Below are 18,640 nucleotides of genomic sequence, written 5' to 3' on the forward strand. Positions count from 1 at the left end.
AGACTATGAATTCGAATGCTCATCAGCTCGATCAGGACGGCTACGACGTGCGCGGCTTTTCGCATGGGCTTTACATCGACGGGAGATGGCGGCCGTCCTCCGATGGCCGGCTCATCGATGTCGTCGACCCCTCCTCCGGGGCGAAGATCGCGGCGGTTCCCGATGCGACGATCGAGGATGCCACTGCTGCCGTCCAGGCCGCGGCCAAGGCGTCCAAAGGATGGCGGGAGACGCCACCACGCAAGCGTTCGGAAATCCTCAGGCGCTGTTTCGAACTCATGGTCGAACGCTCTGACACACTGGCCATGCTGATCTCGCTGGAGAACGGCAAGGCCCTGCGCGACGCGCGCGGCGAGGTGGCGTACGCCGCAGAATTTTTCCGCTGGAACGCGGAAGAAGCGGTTCGTATCACCGGTGAGTTCGGGACCGCGCCGGCAGGCACCAACCGCATCGTGGTCGACTATGAGCCGATCGGCATCTGCGTACTCATCACGCCGTGGAATTTTCCGGCCGCGATGGCGACACGAAAGATCGCGCCGGCGCTGGCGGCGGGCTGTACGGTCATTCTGAAGCCCGCCAGCGAAACGCCGCTGACGGCCTATGCGCTCGCCGCGCTGTACAGCGAAGCCGGCGTGCCGGCCGGCGTCGTCAATGTGCTCACCACGACCAGCCCCGGTCCACTGACATCGGCCATGCTGGCCGATCCGCGCGTCAGGAAGCTTTCGTTCACCGGCTCGACCGGTGTTGGCCGAACCTTGCTCGGCGAGGCCGCCAAGCATGTGATCTCCTGTTCAATGGAACTCGGCGGCAATGCACCTTTCATTGTCTTCGACGATGCTGATCTCGCTGCCGCGCTCGACGGCGCCATGATCGCAAAGATGCGCAATGCCGGCGAGGCGTGCACTGCCGCCAACCGCCTCTATGTGCAGTCGGGCATCCATGACGCGTTCGCCGACGGCCTTTCCAAACGCATGGCGGCGCTCAAGGTGGGAGCGGGCACAAATGCCGATACCGAATGCGGACCGATGATCACGAAAAAGGCGGTCGACAAGATCGACCGCCTGGTCAAGGACGCGGTGGGTCGGGGAGCCAAGGTGCTTTGCGGCGGCTCGATTTCAGAAGGGGAAGGCTTTTTCTATCCTCCGACGGTGCTGTCGGAGGTATCGTTGGAAGCTGACATGGCGCGTGAGGAGATCTTCGGGCCGGTAGCTCCGATCACCAGGTTCGAGACCGAGGAGGAGGCTGTGGCGCATGCCAATGACACGGAATATGGCCTTGCCGCGTACATTTATACGCGCGACGTGGGGCGTGGCATGCGGATAGCGTCGGGAATCGAGGCCGGCATGATAGGCCTCAACCGGGGACTGATGTCTGATCCAGCGGCGCCCTTCGGCGGCGTCAAGCAAAGCGGCCTTGGCCGCGAGGGCGGCCAGCACCACGGCATCGCTGAATTCATGGAGGCGAAATATATTGCCGTTACCTTCTGATCGGGCATCCATGCAGAAAGACGCCTTCCGCACCCGCGACCACGTCGCCGACTTCGATGACATCGTGACCAACATCGTCGCCCGCAGCGCAGCGACGCGCGCAACACTGCCCATGGTGGCTAATGTCGCCTATGGCAACGGCACAGCCGAGAGGCTCGACCTGTTCTTTCCGCCGGGAGAGCGCAAGAATCTTCCGGTTCATATGTTCATCCACGGCGGCTATTGGCGCATGTTTTCAAGGAGCGACTATTCCTATGTGGCGAACACAATCACCAAAGCCGGTGCGATCGCGGTCATCGTCGATTATGCGCTGATGCCCGAGTTCAGGATGGCGACAATCGTCGAGCAGGTCCAGCGTGCCAAACAATGGGTGCTGGACAATATCGTCGACCATGGCGGCGACCCAGGCCGGCTAAGCGTAAGCGGTCATTCGGCGGGCGCGCACCTGGCCACGTTCCTGTTCGAAAAGACGCCAATGCCATCATGCATCCGTGAAGCTCTGCTGTTGGGTGGTCTTTACGACCTGAAGCCCCTTCAGACATGCTTCCTCGAGCCACTAATCGGGATCACCGATGAGGAGACGGCTGCCTTCACCCCAATGATGCGGCGGCACGACCCAAAGACGGCGGTGACTATTCTCGTCGGAGAAGAAGAAACGCCGCCTTTTCACCAGCAAGCGGCCGATTTCAGCCTGCGATTGCGACAGCAGGGTTTGGCAGTTCACGACCTGTGCCTAAAACACCGAAACCATATGAACAGTGTACGGGACCTCGGCGTCGCCGGCACGCAGGGCGGCGATTGCCTGATGGAGATGATAGGACGTACGCGCGGCTAGCGTGAGAGGGCCACTGGCACAGCGCTACCTGAACATCGCACTCGGGGTGCTTTAACGCCCCCGATCCTCCCTCTGTCGCGGACAAATCCGGCGGACGAGAATTCGACTCCATCTCGTCCGACACCAGGCCTCTACTCCGCAGCCATAGCTAGTCGCAGGTCCGGCTCCTCCGTCGAGACCTCATGGATCTCATCCGCAGTCGGCTTGATGCGGAACCACGCGGTGTACAGAGCTGGGAGGAAGAGCAGGATCAAAACCGTGCCGGCCGCCGTTCCGCCGATCAGCGTGTAAGCCATCGATCCCCAAAACACGGAGTGCGTGAGGGGGATGAAGGCCAGCACGGCGGCGAGAGCGGTCAGGATGACGGGCCTCGTGCGTTGCACAGTGGCCTCAATGACGGCGTGATAGTCGTCAAGACCGGCAGCACGGTTCTCCTTGATCTGTTCCGTCAGGATCAGCGTATTGCGCATCAGGATGCCGGCCAGTCCTATGAGGCCCAGAATGGCGTTGAACCCGAAAGGCTGGTTGAAGGTGAGCAACATCGGCACGACCCCAACGAGGCCAAGCGGTGCCGTCAGCACGACCATGAACATCGTCGAGAAGGATCGTACCTGCAGCATGATGACGATCAGCATGGCGGCGATCATGGCCGGGAAGATCTTGCCCAAAGCAGTGTTGGCCTTGGTCGCCTCCTCGATTGATCCACCCATTTCGATGCGATAGCCGGCCGGAAGGGAAGCGATCAGCGGCTGCAGGGCCGTCATGATCTGCTTGGAGACCTCTGGAGGCTGCGTTGCCTCATTGATATCCGAGCGGACTGTGATGACCGGCAGACGATCGCGACGCTTCAGGATCGGCTCTTCAAGACGGACTTCCGAATGACCGATCTGGTCGAGCGGAATCTGGCGGCCGTCCCGGCTCATCAGCGAGAAATCCGCCAGACGCGCCGGGTCCAGCCGCTCAGCCCCAGCGCTGCGCGCCACGATCGGGACATTGCGAATGTCCTCGCGGACCTGCGTGACGGGAATGCCGGTGAGCAGGAACTGCAGCTGCTGGGCCACCTCCGCAGGCGACAGCCCAATGAGGTTCAGCCGATCCTGGTCAGGGATGAAGCGCAGTACGGGCGTGCGGTTGCCCCAGTCGCGGTTGGCCTGGCGCACGTCCGGGACGCCCCGCATGATCTCGATGGCCTTCTCGGAGATGCTATAGAGTTGCGTGGCATCAGTCCCCGTGACCCGGAACTCGACAGGGAACGGCGTATAGGGTCCGAACACTAGCTGCGTGACGCGGACATTGGCTTCCGGCGCGAGCCCCTGCGATACCGCCTCCCGGAGCCGGTGCTTCAGCGCCTCGCGCGCCTCCGCGTCCGGTGTCAGAACGACGATCTTGGCGAAGGCAGGATCAGGCAGTTCCGGGGCCATCGCGAAGAAGAAACGCGGAGCGCCCTGACCGACGTAGCTCGTCACGATCTTGGCTTCGGGCTGGCCGTCCAGCCAATGCTCGAGCTTCTCCACTGTGGCGGTCGTGGTCTCGATGCTGGTGCCTTCCGGCAGACGAACCTCGACCAGCACTTCGGGGCGGTCGGATGTCGGGAAGAATTGCTGTTTCAGGCTGCCCATGCCGACAACCGAAAGCGCGAAAACGATGGCGACGACACCGCAGGTCACGAACTTGTGGCGCACGGCAAAGATGATGAGCCGGCGAAGGCGCCGATAGTTCGGTGTATCGTATATGGCGTGAACGCCGCCTTCGACCGGTTTGATCGCGGGCAGCATCTTGACGCCAAGGTAGGGCGTGAAGACCACGGCGACAATCCAGGAGACGATGAGGGCAAACCCCACGACCCAGAAGATGTTGCCGGCGTACTCGCCGGCCGTCGAGCGTGCGAAGCCCACGGGCAGGAACCCAGCGATCGTCACGAGCGTTCCCGACAGCATCGGCGCCGCGGTATGGCTCCAGGCATAGGCCGCCGCTTTGATGCGATCCATGCCCTCTTCCATCTTCACCACCATCACTTCGATGGCGATGATGGCGTCGTCCACGAGAAGACCGAGCGCCAGGATGAGGGCGCCGAGCGTGATGCGATCGAAGAACCGGCCGGTCTCCAGCATGATGAGGAACACGGCGGCAAGCGTCAGCGGGACGGCGGCCGCCACGACGATGCCGACGCGCCAGCCCATGCTGAGCAGGCTGATCAGCAGCACGACACCGAGCGCCATCGCGAATTTCAACATGAACTCGTCGACCGCCGAGGTGATGTTGACGGCCTGGTCGGACACCTTGTCGAGCGTTATCCCAAGCGGCAATGTCCGTGCGATGGCCGCCGTCCTGTCCTCCAGCGCCTTGCCGAGCGCGCGACCGTCCCAACCTTCCTGCATAACGGCCGCGAGCATGATGGTGGGCTCGCCCTGGCGTCGGATGAGATAGGTGGGAGGGTCCTCGTAGCCGCGGCGAACCTCGGCAACGTCGGAAAGCTTCAGCGTCCGCCCCCCGGCAACGATCGGCGTGTCGGCGATAGCCTGGACACCGTCATAAGCGCCGTTGAGCCTGATGAAGACCTGCGGCCCCTGAGTATCGATCGAGCCCGCCGGCGTGACGGTGTTCTGCCTTTGCAGGGCCGCAACGATATCTTGTGCGGACACGCCGAGGGTTGCCAGCTTGGCATAGGAAAACTCGACGAATATCTGCTCCGGACGTTCACCGAGGATGTTGATCTTCTTGACGCCAGGCACGTGCAGAAGATCCTGGCGAATGGTCTCGGCCTGCCTGGCCAGCTCACGCATCGGCATGCCTTTTGCCTTCAGCGCATAAAGGGCGAAGCTCACATCGGAATATTCGTCGTTGACGAAGGGCCCGTAGACGCCGGGCGGCAGGTTGCGGGCTTCATCCCCGAGCTTCTTGCGGGCCTGGTAAAATTCTTCCTGCACGGCGGATGGCGGCGTGCTGTCCTTCAGCGTGACCGTCATATAGGCGTATCCCGGCCGCGTGGTCGTCTCGACCCGATCGTACCAGGTGAGCTCCTGAAGCCGCTTCTCCAACGGCTCGGCGACAAGGTCCTGCATCTCGCGGGCCGTCGCGCCCGGCCATGCCGTCGTGACCGTCAGGGTCTTGATGGTGAAGTTGGGATCCTCCGCCCGCCCGAGCATAAGGAACGCGTAGGCGCCAGCCGCCACGAGCAGGAGGATGAAGAACAGGGTGACGGCGCGTTCGCGAACGGCGATCGCTGAAAGATTGAGGTTCATCGTCAGTTGCTCCCGCTTTCGGAGGCAGTCCTGACGCGAGCGCCCTCCTGCAGGAGATGAGCGCCGAGCGAAACGACCGGATCTCCCATGTTCAGCCCGGAGACCACGGCGCTTTCGCTTGTCACACGAACAAGGCCGACGGGTCGGAAGTGTACGGTCGACGTGGCGCGATCCAGGGCCCAAACGCCGGTCTTGCCGCCATCATCGAGCACGGCTCCGAGCGGTACCTGGACTTCCGGCCGGCTCGCCTGGCTTGTGATCCGGATAGTGACGGTCGCGCCAAGCGGTGCTGCCGCGGCCTCCCCGTCGAGCACGTAGCGGGCCTCATAGGTACGGGTCTGGGGATCGGCGGCATCCGACAACTGCCGCAGATGCGCGGTATGGCGCCCATCGGCTGCATAAACGGCGGCCTCGGCCACAGAACCGATCGCCGGCCGGATCGTTTCGGGAAGCGCGACCACCGCTTCACGAGGGCCGGCCTGGGCGATCCGAACCACTGTCTGACCGGCGGAGACGACCTGTCCCGGCTCGCCGATGGTTTCGACCACAGTTCCATCCGTGTCCGCCACCAGGACGGAATACGCCGCTTCGTTTTCCGCGACTTTCGCTTCCGCTTCGGCGGCGGCGAGTTGTGCGGTCGCGGTATCCAACGCGGCCTTCGCCTGCTCGTAGCGCTGCGGAGTTGCTGCTAATTCCTTCTTGACCAGAACGGCATAGCGCTTTTCGTCAGCGCTCGCCTGAACCAGCACAGCGCGTGCCGCGGCAACCGCATTGCGCTTGGCGGTGAGCGCGAGAGCCAGATCGGTGTCGTCGATACGCAGAAGCGGTTGGCCCGCCTTGACCCGTTCACCGACGTTCACCAAGCGCTCGATGATCTTGCCGGGTACGCGAAAACCAAGATTGCTCTGCACCCGCGCGGCAATCGTGCCCGTGAAGCCGCGTTCGGATCCAGCCACTGGCGCCGCCGTCACCAATCTGACGATCGGCGCTTCCTGCCTCGGATCCGCCACTGCGGCTGCCTGCGTGCGAACGGGCAGCGTGACGAATGCGGCCACCCCTAACCCAGCAGCCAGGATGCTGCCCAGCCCAATGACAAGTCGCTTTTTCATGCCCATCGCCTCATGCCGAAATAGATTGCGTTCGAACTCTATATCTGCTATTGATTACGAATGCAATCTAAAAAAGGAGACTGATGATGCGCGTAAGTCGCAGTCAGGCAGAGCAAAACCGGCAAACCGTGATCGATGTGGCAAGTCGCCTTTTTCGCGAGCGCGGCTTTGACGGCATCGGCCTCAAGGATCTGATGAAGGGGGCCGGGCTGACCCAAGGCGCCTTTTACAAGCAATTCGAGTCGAAGGACGATCTGGCGGCGCAGGCATCCAGGCGGGCGATGGAAAGCGCCACCCACAGGTGGTCGGCCGCGACCGCGGCAAATCCTGGGAACCCGCTCGACGGGGTGATCTCATTCTACCTCAGTATGGATCATCGCGGGGAAAAGATGGACGGCTGCCCGGTCGTTGCGCTCGGCTCGGATGCCGCCAGGCAGGGCCCCGAGGTGAGGGCGTCATTCGAGGCCGGGATCAAGGAGTACCTTGAGATGCTCGGCAGTTGGGTTGGCGAGGGCGACAGTGAGAAGGCCGGCGACAAGGCAATGGCTGTTCTCTCGACAATGGTCGGCGCGGTACTGCTCTCGCGGGTCGTCAACGACCCCGACCTCGCTCAGGCATTTCTGGATGCGGCGGCCGATCAGGTTCGCGAAACAGTCGCCGTCCCGGAGGCCCGACGCGAGCGCCAGCGGCGCTCATAACTGACGCTCTTCGCTCCGACCTTCCATGCTTCTCCAACTCCGGTCCAACACAAAGAAAGACATAATTTCCATGAACAAGACCAATCCTGGCGTCGCCCTTGTGACAGGGGCATCTTCCGGCATCGGCCGCGCTACCGCCGATGCCTTGCTAAGGGCGGGCTATCGCGTATTCGGTACCAGTCGTCGCGAAGCCGCCGAAAGCTCTGGTGGCATTACCATGCTGGCTTGTGACGTGACCGATGATGAGTCCGTCGTGAAGATGGTCGAGAAGGTACTGGCCGAGGCCGGGCGCATCGACCTGCTTGTCAACAATGCCGGAATGGGTCTGTTTGGCGGCGCGGAGGAGTCCTCAATCGCCCAGGCTCAGGCGCTGTTTGACGTGAACGTCTTCGGCGTTTTGCGCGTGACCAATGCGGTGTTGCCGACAATGCGACGCCAAGGGATGGGCAGAATCGTTAATTTGAGTTCGGTACAGGGGATTATCCCCGCCCCCTATTTCGCGCTTTACTCGTCGACCAAACATGCCATCGAGGGTTATTCCGAATCGCTCGATCACGAATTGCGCCCGTTCGGCATTCGCGTGTCGTTGGTGGAGCCCGCCTATACCCGTACGTCATTCGAGGACAATCTCGCCGCCCCCGATCAATTGCTTGATATCTATGACTCCGCGCGCGCTGGCATGACTATATCCGTTCGGAAATCGATGGAAAAAGGTGATGCGCCCGAAGTGGTAGCCGAGACCGTTTTGGCCGCTGCGATCGATCCCACTCCGAAGAAACGCTATGCGGCGGGAAAAATGGCGCGCCAGGTCAGTTTCCTGCGCCGTTTCGTCCCCGCGTCCGCATTCGACAAGAGCCTGCGAAAGCAGCTCGGGCTGCCGGCCTGACGCCGGCCTTATCAGGGAATTCATGGCGGCCGGCGGTAAGCTGAGCCACGACGAAATCGTGACTCGCAACCGGGCGGTGACTGCGGAGTGACCGAAGCCTAAGATTGGCGTGTCGATCCCGGCATCCTGGTCGTTCGCATCTTCCCCAACCCGCGGAGCTGCCTGCGGCTGGTTCGGGCGTTGGCAGTGAATATCCGCGAGAACTGGCTTGAGGCGACCCGCTATCTCAAGCAACGGGATAGAGCCTTTTCCAACTCCTGGAGCGGGAACTTGCTTCTTCCCGTGAAATACCGGAAGAAAGATGATCGACTGGCGATTGATTCGGAGCTTGTGCATGCGCGGGGTGCGAGCGGCTTTGGCTGCACTGATCCTGACCGGTTCCATCACTTCCGCCCTCGCTGACAACAGTTCTCCCTTCATCTATCTTGCAACCGAAGATCCTTTCGCTGCCGGTCAACCGACGAAGAACGACGTCTATTTTTTTGGCGGCGTTTTTGCGGCCGGGTCCTTCGGGGATACCATCAACGTCTTCGGCGCCGACTATACGAACAACTACATTATCGGAGCTGCTTACGGCCGCGACTTTGCCGATATTGGCGCTGGTTTCGTTCTTGGCGGTGTGACCGGGGCCGCCGTAAGGTTTGGCGAGGACGACGACACGTCAGGAGAAGTTTGGGCCGGGGTTAGGGTTCGTCACCAGGGCCTTGTCATCGGCGATCTGGCGATTGCGCCCGCACTGACGGCCGGTCTGAGTGCCGTTACGGGCACCACCGGGATCGAACGCGAACGCGAAATCTATTACGACGGCGACGCCTCTTTCCTTGGTTTCATCGGCGCGGAGCTTTCCTTCAGGCTAAGACAAGCTCCCAACGTGGAGCTTGTCTATCAACTCCACCACAGATCCGGCGCCGGTGGCACGTTTGGAAATATGGGAGAGGGTTCCAACGCGAATACTGTTGGAGTCCGTTATCGCTTCTAGCTGACGCCTGAACGCTCCGACAGCAAGCCTGGAAGCTGACAGCTTGAATTTTGTGATGTAAAATCAATCGCTTAAGAGAGAAGCCGATGGTACCGTTGGCTGGGATCGAACCAGCGACCTCCGGATCCACAATCCGGCGCTCTAACCATCTGAGCTACAACGGCACATTTGCCTGAGCGGGATCGAAGCAGAAAAACTCATCCACTCGACCGCTCTGTCTTTCGGCGATGCGTCCTTACGGGCTTATGGATTCTAATTCAAGGCTTTTGGAAAGCAAAGATCAGTTCCTCACATCGGCGCGACATTTGCCTGGCAAAAGGAGGGCACAAGGCAAGAACAGCGCCGAGCAAAGAAAAAGGCCGGCGGGAGGAGGTGCCGGCCTTTTCCTGTTACGAGCCAGCGGGAGGAGGTGCTGGCTGGTCACCCCGGGAGGCAGAGGGAGGAGGTTCCACCCGCCGGGTATTCTTTGATGGCCACCATCATACACCTGATCTTTTTTAAGAAAATGCGACCTTTTGCTGCATCTTCAGATCATGCGTAATGTTAGGCAACCTTGATTTCCTTCATCGCCTTCTCGAAGGCGGTCTTGATCGGCTTGGAGACGTCCTCGGCTGCCTTGGAGGCGACGGCCTGGAAGTCCTTGGCCTGCTCGACGGTCGTCTCGACGCGCTTGCGCAGGAACGCGGTCTGCAGCTCGACGACTTCCGACAGCGACTTGGCGCCGATCAGCGCTTCGAGGTGGGAGAAGCCGGCTTCGGCATTGGCACGCAGAGCGGAAATGGTCTTGAGCGAGAGGTCGCTGGAAACGGTCTTGGCGGTCTCGAAGGTCGACTCCAGAGCCTTCTGGGTCTCCTCGGCGCCGGTCTTCAGCTTGGCATAGGCTTCCTTCGACTGCTCAACGCCCTTTTCGGCGAAAGCGCGCATCTGGTCGGTGGCCTTGGAAGCGTCGAAGCTCGGGAATTCAACGTTTTCGATCGTCTCGGCGGTCTTGGTCCTGGACATTTTCCATCCTTTTCAGCGGCAGCGGCTTTGACAGAAAGCCGTCTCGTTCATGTATGATGGCAATATAAAGGCAAATTTTGTGCATTGCAATATCTTTGTTGCAGTGCACCATAAATTTCTTTGGGCCATTAACCAAGAGCCCAGATTCCAGCCTTTGCACGTTCTGGCTTGTGGACCTTCGCGCCTCCGGCTTTTATTAACAAAGCGTTAACTGCAAATTCGCCGCTCCGTGAGGGTTCGCCAAGCGCATGCCGTCCGAATATTCCTTCCTCGACGTCGCCGTGCTCGACGCGGTCCGCCAGCGCTTTGCCGCCGGCGACGCGATCGCGATCCTGTCGGCGGACCTGGAGCAGGTGATCTGGGCCAACGGGCCGGGAGCCGCGATGTTCGGCTACCCCGACATCGAGGCCATCATCGGCGCCTCGGCGCAGCTGCCCTTGATCGCCAGGCGCCAGATCATGGCGACCAGCGGATTTCCCGAGATCGGCAGTGACCGCGCCATCATGGTGCGGCTGGCGACCGGCATGACCAGCCGCGCCGTCGGCTTCCTGGCCAGTGCGGTGACCATGCCGGACGCCGAGAAGGCGATCATGCTGGCGGTGCCGGCGGCGCAGACGGGCTCGCGCAGTGCCGGCGAAATCGCCGCGCGGGCCATCAGCGGCCTTACCGAGGATGGCCATTTCATCGCCTTTGTCGACGCCGGGGGCACTGTCGAGGCAGCCTCGGAAGGATTTTCGGCGCTGGGCATCCTGCCGGAGACGCTGGCCGCGCTCGTCGCCGACGTCGCGGCCGAAAGCGACCGCATCGTCAAGCGCCTCGTCCCCGGCGGCACCGCCTCCTATCCGGCAGGGCTGGCAAGACTGACCGAGGAGCGGCATCTGCTGGTGGTGATCGACGAGGACCAGCTCGACGACACGGCCCCTGCCGAACACCCGGCGCAAACCACTGCCGAGGCCGCGCCGGCCGACGCCGCTGGCGTCCAGCCGGAACAGGGTTCCAAGGCGGCACCAAACGACGAACCGGGCGCCTCGCGAACGGCCGACGCCGCATCGCAGCCGCATGAGATCGCCGACGCGACCGGGCAGACGCCGACAGCGGCCAACAGCGATCGACCGGCAGCTGCGCGCACGCCGGCGCAGCACGACCATTGGTACTTCAACGCAGGCGAGGACGAAGGGCAACAGCCGCGCCGGCCCGAACCTGAAGCGCCGACTGAACCGGCGGCCCTGGAAGTTCCCGCCCAGGGCACGAAACAACAAGACACCGAACGGAATGATGTCCAGGCCACGACCGCGCCTGCGACCGTTCCAGCGATAGACCGCGCAGCGGCGCCGGTACGCTTCGTCTGGCGCACCGACGCCGAGGGCAAGTTCAGTGCGCTGTCCCCGGAATTCGCCGACATCGTCGGCAAGCCCGCGGCCGACGTGATCGGCCGGCGCTTCAAGGATGTCGCGGCCACCTTCGGCCTCGACCCCTCCGGCGAGATCGCAGGCCTCCTGGAACGGCGCGATACCTGGTCCGGGCGCTCCGTGCTGTGGCCGGTCGTCGGCACTGATCTGAAGATACCTGTCGACCTGGCGGCGCTGCCTGTCTATGGCCGCAGCCGCGCCTTCGAGGGCTTCCGCGGCTTCGGCGTCGCTCGCGCCAGTGACGCGGTCGTCGATCCGGAGGCCATCGGCATGGCGCTGGTGCCCAACGGCGAGGCGCCGGCGGCAACGGAACCGAAAGCCCTCGAACCAGCATCGGAAGAGCCGAAAGCCGAGGGCCCTCAGGCATCGGATCCATTCAAGGGCGAGGTGCCGGCGCTGACGATCGTGCCGAAACCGGAGCGGCGCTTTGCCGACAAGGTGATCCGGCTGGCCGAACATCGCCAGCCGGCCAACGACAAGGGCCTGTCGAGCCTGGAACGCAGCGCGTTCCGCGAGATCGGTGAGCGGCTGAAGAAAGACAGTTCCCCGGTGGAGCCGCCAGAGGCTAAGGAGCCCAGCCTCGAAAGCTCCGGGAAAGCGACGACCGAGACATCTGCTGAACCGTTGACGGAAACTGCAGACGTGCCGACAGCGGAGGCCGAAGCTCCGGCCGAGGCGGCCGGCGACCCGACGAATGCCGGCGAAACCCCTGCGGCAGAGCCAGAGAACGAACCGGTCCAGCCTTCTGATGTCGATGCCGAAGACGAGCGGGATCTGGCGCGGCTCGATGGCGGCCATCCGGACGAAGCGGTTCATGAAGACCGCTCCGAGCCGAATGCGACGGGCTCATTGCTCGACTATGCCGGCCATGATGATGACAGCATGACGTCGGCAGACTTCCGCGATGCCGAGGATAGCGAGGATTGGGCGCAGCCCGACGAGGAAGCCTCCGCGCCCGACGGGCAGGCGGTTGCGTCCGCCGAGGAAACAGCCAGTGTAGGCGACGCCGTGGAAACACGCATCGAGCGCCAGCGCCTGCAGGTGCCGCCGCTCAAGGCCGAAGGGTTCGTGCCGTCGGCGTTTTCAGCCGGAGATGAGCACAAGGCTCCCGATACCTCGCTTCTCGGCAAGTTGCCGGTGCCGCTGCTCATCCATTCCGGCGACCAGTTGCACTATGCGAACGAGGAATTCCTCAACCTGACCGGCTATGACGCGCTCGACGACCTGGCGGATGCCGGCGGCCTCGGCGCGCTGTTTGCCGACCCCTACGCCGACGACGGCGCTTCCGACGGCACCGATCGCGCGCTGCGGTTGAAGACGCGTGATGGGCAGGAATTCCCGATCGAGGCCATTTTGCGCTCTGTTCCCTGGCGCGATGGCAAGGCGTTGATGCTGGTCGTGCGCCGCTCCGACGAGGATGATGCACCAGCGGGCCTGCATGCGGTTGGCGACGAGCAGACGCAGCCAGACATTCCCGAACTCAAGGCACGCATCGCCGAGATGCGCACCATCATCGACACCGCCACCGACGGCGTCGTGCTGATCGGCCGTGACGGCACCATCCGCTCGATCAGCCGTCCGGCCGAAGCGCTGTTCGGCTTCGACAGCGACGACGTGACCGGCAAGCCGTTCGCCTCGCTGTTTGCGATCGAAAGCCAGCCCGCGGCGCGCGACTATCTCAACGGACTGTCCGAACCCGGCGTGGCGAGCGTCATGAATGACGGCCGCGAGGTGATCGGGCGCGAGGCGCAAGGGCGCTTCATCCCGCTGTTCATGACCATTGGCCGGCTGCCCAACGACAGCGGCTTCTGTGCTGTCGTGCGCGACATCACGCAGTGGAAGCGGGCCGAAGAGGATTTGACGCAAGCGCGTGCGGTGGCCGAGCGCGCATCCTCGCAGAAGACCGATTTCCTCGCCCGCATCAGCCACGAGATCCGCACCCCGCTCAATGCCATCATCGGCTTTTCCGAACTGATGGTCGACGAGAAGTTCGGACCTGTCGCCAATGACCGCTACCGCGACTATCTGCGCGATATCAACCGCTCGGGCAATCATGTGCTCGACCTCGTCAACGACCTGCTCGACATCTCGAAGATCGAAGCCGGCCAGCAGGAGATGGCCTACGAGGCGGTGTCGCTCAACGACACGCTGGCCGAGACGGTGGCGATGATGCAGCCGCAGGCCAACCGCGAACGCGTCATCATCCGCTCCAGCTTCGCTTCGCGGCTGCCGGAAGTGGTGGCCGACCTGCGCAGCGTGCGCCAGATCGCCCTCAACATCCTGTCGAATGCCATCCGTTATACCCAGGCTGGCGGCCAGGTGATCGTCTCGACCGCCTATGAGATGTCAGGCGACGTCGTGATGCGGGTGCGTGACACCGGCATCGGCATGAGCCAAGCCGAGATCGAGCAGGCGCTGAAGCCGTTCAAGCAGATCAACGCGCTGAAACGCGGACGCGGCGACGGCACAGGGCTTGGGTTGCCATTGACCAAGGCGATGGTGGAAGCCAACCGCGCCCGGTTCATCATCAACTCGACACCGGGCGAAGGCACCCTGGTCGAAGTCGCTTTTCCATCGACCCGTGTGCTCGCGGAATAGGCTAGCCTTTCCCCCAGGTCGATCCGGTATCGGCAAAAGAAAAGGCGCCCAAAGGACGCCTTAAGAGATGGGATTGCTGTCACAACGGGGGCTTGAGCGAATTCAGATCCTCCGGGGGCTGAGGAACGGGATTTCTCCCTCAAGTTATGTACGACTATCGACGCCGGGCCTTAACAACTCCTTACCGGCGCGGCGGAAAATTTACGAATGTGTACCACTCATGAAATCTAGGTAAATTCTACCGACATATTCGGTTAACCATGCCGGAAAATCTGTGTTTCATGCATGTCGTTGTCTCAAAACCGAGGCCACTTTGAACGACATGCATTAGCGATCACTCAGCCAGCTGCGGCAGGTCCTTGAACAGCTCCAGCGCCTCTGGATTGGCCAGCGCCTCCTTGTTCTTGATGGCGCGGCCATGCACCACGTCGCGCACCGCAAGCTCGGTGATCTTGCCCGACTTGGTGCGCGGGATGTCCGTGACGGCGACGATCCTGGCCGGCACGTGGCGCGGGCTTGCGCCGCTGCGGATCTTGGCGCGTATACGTTTTTCGAGTTCCTCATCGAGTTGCACGCCGGCGGCCAGCCGCACGAACAGGACGACGCGCACGTCATTGTCGAAGTCCTGGCCGATGCACAGCGCCTCCAGGATCTCCGGCATCTGCTCGACCTGGTTGTAGATCTCCGCCGTGCCGATCCTCACGCCGCCCGGGTTAAGCGTGGCGTCGGAGCGGCCATGGATGATCAGGCCGCCATGCGCGGTCCATTCGGCGAAATCGCCGTGACACCAGACATTGTCGAAGCGCTCGAAATAGGCCGCCCGGTACTTCTTGCCCTCGGGATCGTTCCAGAAGCCGATCGGCATCGCCGGAAACGCCTTGGTGCAGACCAGTTCGCCCTTTTCCTGCCGGACCGGCCTGCCGTCATCATCCCAGACATCAACGGCAAGGCCGAGGCCGGGACCCTGGATCTCGCCGGTCCAGACCGGCTGCGTTGGCACGCCGAGCACGAAGCAGGAGACGATGTCGGTGCCGCCGGAGACCGAGGCCAGATGCACGTCCTTCTTGATGCCGTCATAGACGAAGCGGAAATCCTCCGGCGACAGCGGCGACCCAGTGGAGGAAATCGCCCGCACGCTTGACAGATCATGACTGCGGATCGGCTTCAGGCCGGCCTTGCGGACGGAATCGATGAATTTGGCCGAGGTGCCGAAGAAGGTCATCTTCTCGGCATCGGCAAAGTCGAACAGCACATTGCCGTCGGGGTAGAAGGGAGAGCCGTCATAGAGCAGCAGCGTGGCACCCGAAGCGAGCCCCGACACCAGCCAGTTCCACATCATCCAGCCGCAGGTGGTGAAATAGAAGAAGCGGTCGCCCTCGATCAGCCCTGCATGCAGCCGGTGTTCCTTGACATGCTGGATCAGCGTGCCGCCGGCCGAATGGACGATGCATTTGGGAATGCCGGTCGTTCCAGACGAAAACAGGATGTAGAGCGGATGCGAAAACGGCAGCCGCTCGAAGCTGACGGGTTTGACGGCAAAGGGCGACAGCGCCTCCTCCAGCGCCACCGCCTTGTCGATGGTACCGGCGACATCGCTCGACGTGCCGAGATAGTCGACGACCAGTATCTTGCGGACGGTCGAGAGCTTGGCCGCGACCGCGGCGATCTTGTCGGCAACCTCGATCGCCTTGCCATTGTACCAATAGCCATCGGGCGCGATGAAGACGACGGGCTCGATCTGGCCGAAGCGGTCGAGCACGCCCTGCTCGCCGAAATCGGGAGAGCAGGACGACCAGACCGCGCCGATCGAGGCGGCAGCCAGCATGGCGGCAACGGTTTCCGGCATGTTGGGCATCATCGCGGCAATGCGGTCGCCCTTCTTCACCTTGAGCGACAGAAAAAGCTGCTGCAGCCGTGAAGTCAGCGCATGCAACTCGTTCCAGGACAGCCGGCGCTCGACCTTATCCTCGCCGCGAAACACGATTGCCTCACTGGCGCCGGTCTTCTTCAGCAAGTTCTCGGCAAAATTCAGTGTAGCCTCGGGGAAGAACGATGCGCCGGGCATTCTGTCGCCATCGACCAGCGCAGGCTCGCCCCCATTAGTGCCCTTGTCGCCGACGATGCCGCAGAAATCCCAGACCAGGCTCCAGAACCCTTCGCGGTCCTCGACCGACCAGCCGTGAAGCTGCGAATACGAAGAAAACGCCACGCCGGCTTTCACTTCGGCGACCCTGGTGAAGGCGGTCAAGGGTGCTGCATCAATCTGGTCTTGCGTCGGGGTCCAGAGCGGTACTTCGGCAGCCATGATCGTTCCTCCACGGTCGCCTCGCTTATGCATATCGCAGCGCAGCAGAGCAAGATTTTGTTCGGCCGATGCGGCCAGATGTGCGCAAATGCCATCGCCGGGCCATAAAGACTTGAAATGCGTCGGCCCTAAGTCGTAGTGACGACTGGAAGTCGTGGTGACGACTGGGTTACACCCATCGAGCGATCTTTGTCGGAATGGAAGCATACGGGGCGATATGCCATCATCTTTGATCCGGCGCGGAATATGGGCGATCGGCGCTGCCGTGATCGTCATCGCGCTGGTGGTTGCCACCCTGCCGCTGATCGCCTCCACCCGTATCGTGCGCGACCGCATCGCCTGGGAAATGAGTGCGTGGAGCGGCTTCCGGGTCGCCATCGAAGGCTCGCCGCGCATCGAGGTCTGGCCGACATTCCGGGCGATCCTGACCGATGTGACGCTTTCGCAATGGACCGACACCGAGACGCCGCCGGTCGTCGAGGCCGAACGGGTCGAGGTCGACCTTTCCGCCATGGCGGCCTTGCGCGGCGACGTGGTGTTTTCGACGGCGCGGCTGGTGCGGCCGACGATCCGGGTTCAGCGCACGCCAACCGGCCTTTTCCTGCCCGCCGTCCCAACCGGTGGGCGCATCACGCGTTCCATCGACACGGCCCGGGGCGTCGTCAATGCCGACCCCGCAAAGCCGAATCTCGACAAGCTGCCGACCGATACTTTCGGCACGGTGGAGTTTCGCGACGGCCGCATGGTGGCTTCGGTCAACGGTAAGGACGTCGAGATTCTGAGCAGCCTGAGCGGACAGGCGACCTGGGCGGCGATGAACAGCAATGCAACGCTATCGGCGACCGGGATCTGGCGCGGCGAAAGTGTGGCCGTGGACGCCGCATCGGAGAAGCCGCTGGTGCTTTTTGCTGGCGGCTTGGCGCCGCTTTCCCTGTCGTTCAAGGCGCCCCCCGCCACCTTCTCTTTCGACGGCACGGCCAGCATGTCCGAAAACAGCTATTTCGACGGTCAGGCGAAATTTTCGGCGCCCTCGCTACGCCGCGTGCTGGAATGGTTGCAGGCCGGCATCGCGCCGGGTGCTGCGATCGGCTCGGTCAGCATTTCGAGCAAGGTCACGGCAACGGCCGGGCGCGTCAAATTCGACAACACCGCCATTGCGCTGGACAACAATCCGGGAATGGGAGCGCTGGACCTGTCGCTTGGCGAAGCTCAGCCGGTGATCTCCGGCACACTCGCCTTCGACACGCTCGACCTCAGATCGTTCCTGTCGGCCTTCACGCCGCTGGCGCCCACCGGCGCGGTGGGGCCTAGCGAAGTCGACAGTAGTTTCGCCGACAAGATCAACCTCGATCTGAGGTTGTCCGCAGCACACGCCACCGCCGGGCCTATCCAGCTCGCCGACGTCGCCGCCACCGCCCAGGTCAAGGATGGTCTGTCCGTCTTCGATATCTCCGATGCCTCGGCCTTCGGCGGCAACATCCAAACCAGCCTTCGCTTCGACCGCAAGCCGGAAGGCTCGCAGGTCGAAATCCGGCTGCTGGCCTCCGACATCGACGGCGGCGCTTTTGCCACCGCGGCGGGGATGACGCGGCTGGTGCCGGTCGGCACGGGGACCGTCTCGGTGATCCTCAAGGGGCCGGGCAGAACCTGGAATTCCATCTTCGACAATGCCGACGGCTCGGTCTCGGCGACCTTCGGACCGGGTGCGTTGAGCAAGCTCAACCTGCCGGCCTTTCTCAAGCATACCGAACAAGGCGGCTTTTTCGCGCTCGACGACGTCTCCGACGGAACGCTGCCGATCGACGGCGCCGAGATCAAGGCCAGCATTTCGAAGGGCGTGGCACGGATCGACAAAGCCGAAGCCAATTCGGCGAAATATAAGATCTGGCTGTCCGGGATCGCGTCCTACGCCGGACGCGGACTGGCCCTGTCCGGCGGTGTCATTCAGCCGGACCAGGCGGCAACGCAGACCAATGGCCAGCAAGGCCCCAACCAGGCATCGTTCTTCGTTGGCGGGACCTGGAGCACGCCGTTCATTTCACCGATCAGCCGCGGCGTTTCGGGGGAATAAGGCAGCCGCGCTTTCCGTC

General features: G+C 62.7%; 11 protein-coding genes, 1 tRNA gene and 1 pseudogene. 8 read left to right on the forward strand and 5 right to left on the reverse strand.

Going from position 1 to position 18,640, the window contains the following annotated elements; translation table 11 throughout:
* Window positions 1–5: 5 nt before the first annotated feature.
* A complete protein-coding gene (locus tag NKI73_RS11560; protein ID WP_352629608.1) occupies window positions 6–1,487 on the forward strand; it encodes an NAD-dependent succinate-semialdehyde dehydrogenase in 1,482 nt (493 codons plus the stop codon).
* A 10-nt stretch (window positions 1,488–1,497) separates the two neighbouring features.
* Window positions 1,498–2,322: an alpha/beta hydrolase gene (locus NKI73_RS11565; protein ID WP_352629610.1), complete on the forward strand. Its 825-nt coding sequence runs from the start codon at window positions 1,498–1,500 to the stop codon at window positions 2,320–2,322.
* 131 nt (window positions 2,323–2,453) lie between these two features.
* Here NKI73_RS11565 and NKI73_RS11570 read toward each other — a convergent pair whose 3' ends face one another.
* The gene (locus tag NKI73_RS11570) at window positions 2,454–5,564 is read right to left on the reverse strand and encodes an efflux RND transporter permease subunit (RefSeq protein WP_352629612.1); all 3,111 of its coding nucleotides are present in this window, start codon (window positions 5,562–5,564) and stop codon (window positions 2,454–2,456) included.
* Window positions 5,565–5,566: 2 nt separating this feature from the next.
* A complete protein-coding gene (locus NKI73_RS11575; protein WP_352629613.1) occupies window positions 5,567–6,673 on the reverse strand; it encodes an efflux RND transporter periplasmic adaptor subunit in 1,107 nt (368 codons plus the stop codon).
* 86 nt (window positions 6,674–6,759) lie between these two features.
* Between NKI73_RS11575 and NKI73_RS11580 the strand changes: the two genes are divergently transcribed.
* From NKI73_RS11580 to NKI73_RS11595, 4 genes and pseudogenes are all read left to right on the forward strand, one after another.
* The gene (locus tag NKI73_RS11580; RefSeq protein WP_352629672.1) at window positions 6,760–7,371 is read left to right on the forward strand and encodes a TetR/AcrR family transcriptional regulator; all 612 of its coding nucleotides are present in this window, start codon (window positions 6,760–6,762) and stop codon (window positions 7,369–7,371) included.
* A 70-nt stretch (window positions 7,372–7,441) separates the two neighbouring features.
* A complete protein-coding gene (locus tag NKI73_RS11585) occupies window positions 7,442–8,257 on the forward strand; it encodes an oxidoreductase (RefSeq protein WP_352629616.1) in 816 nt (271 codons plus the stop codon).
* 129 nt (window positions 8,258–8,386) lie between these two features.
* Window positions 8,387–8,497: pseudogene (locus tag NKI73_RS11590) on the forward strand (transposase); the annotation flags it as partial.
* A 61-nt stretch (window positions 8,498–8,558) separates the two neighbouring features.
* The gene (locus tag NKI73_RS11595; protein ID WP_352629617.1) at window positions 8,559–9,236 is read left to right on the forward strand and encodes a hypothetical protein; all 678 of its coding nucleotides are present in this window, start codon (window positions 8,559–8,561) and stop codon (window positions 9,234–9,236) included.
* An 87-nt stretch (window positions 9,237–9,323) separates the two neighbouring features.
* On the opposite strand, the gene NKI73_RS11600 is transcribed toward NKI73_RS11595, so the two are convergent.
* A tRNA-His gene (locus NKI73_RS11600) sits at window positions 9,324–9,400 on the reverse strand.
* Between the two features lie 379 nt (window positions 9,401–9,779).
* The gene (locus tag NKI73_RS11605; RefSeq protein ID WP_109670216.1) at window positions 9,780–10,238 is read right to left on the reverse strand and encodes a phasin; all 459 of its coding nucleotides are present in this window, start codon (window positions 10,236–10,238) and stop codon (window positions 9,780–9,782) included.
* Window positions 10,239–10,486: 248 nt separating this feature from the next.
* Between NKI73_RS11605 and NKI73_RS11610 the strand changes: the two genes are divergently transcribed.
* On the forward strand, window positions 10,487–14,245 hold the full coding sequence (locus NKI73_RS11610; protein WP_352629618.1) for a PAS domain S-box protein: 3,759 nt from the start codon (window positions 10,487–10,489) through the stop codon (window positions 14,243–14,245).
* Between the two features lie 334 nt (window positions 14,246–14,579).
* On the opposite strand, the gene NKI73_RS11615 is transcribed toward NKI73_RS11610, so the two are convergent.
* Entirely contained in the window at window positions 14,580–16,550 is a 1,971-nt protein-coding gene (locus NKI73_RS11615; protein ID WP_352629620.1) for an acetoacetate--CoA ligase, read from the reverse strand.
* A gap of 217 nt (window positions 16,551–16,767) precedes the next feature.
* Here NKI73_RS11615 and NKI73_RS11620 point away from each other — a divergent pair, with 217 nt between their 5' ends.
* Window positions 16,768–18,621 (forward strand): AsmA family protein, encoded by a 1,854-nt coding sequence (locus NKI73_RS11620; RefSeq protein ID WP_352629622.1) that lies wholly within the window; start codon window positions 16,768–16,770, stop codon window positions 18,619–18,621.
* Window positions 18,622–18,640: the final 19 nt, after the last annotated feature.

It is taken from the genome of Mesorhizobium sp. M0496 (genome assembly GCF_040321205.1).
Classification (GTDB): Bacteria; Pseudomonadota; Alphaproteobacteria; order Rhizobiales; family Rhizobiaceae; genus Mesorhizobium.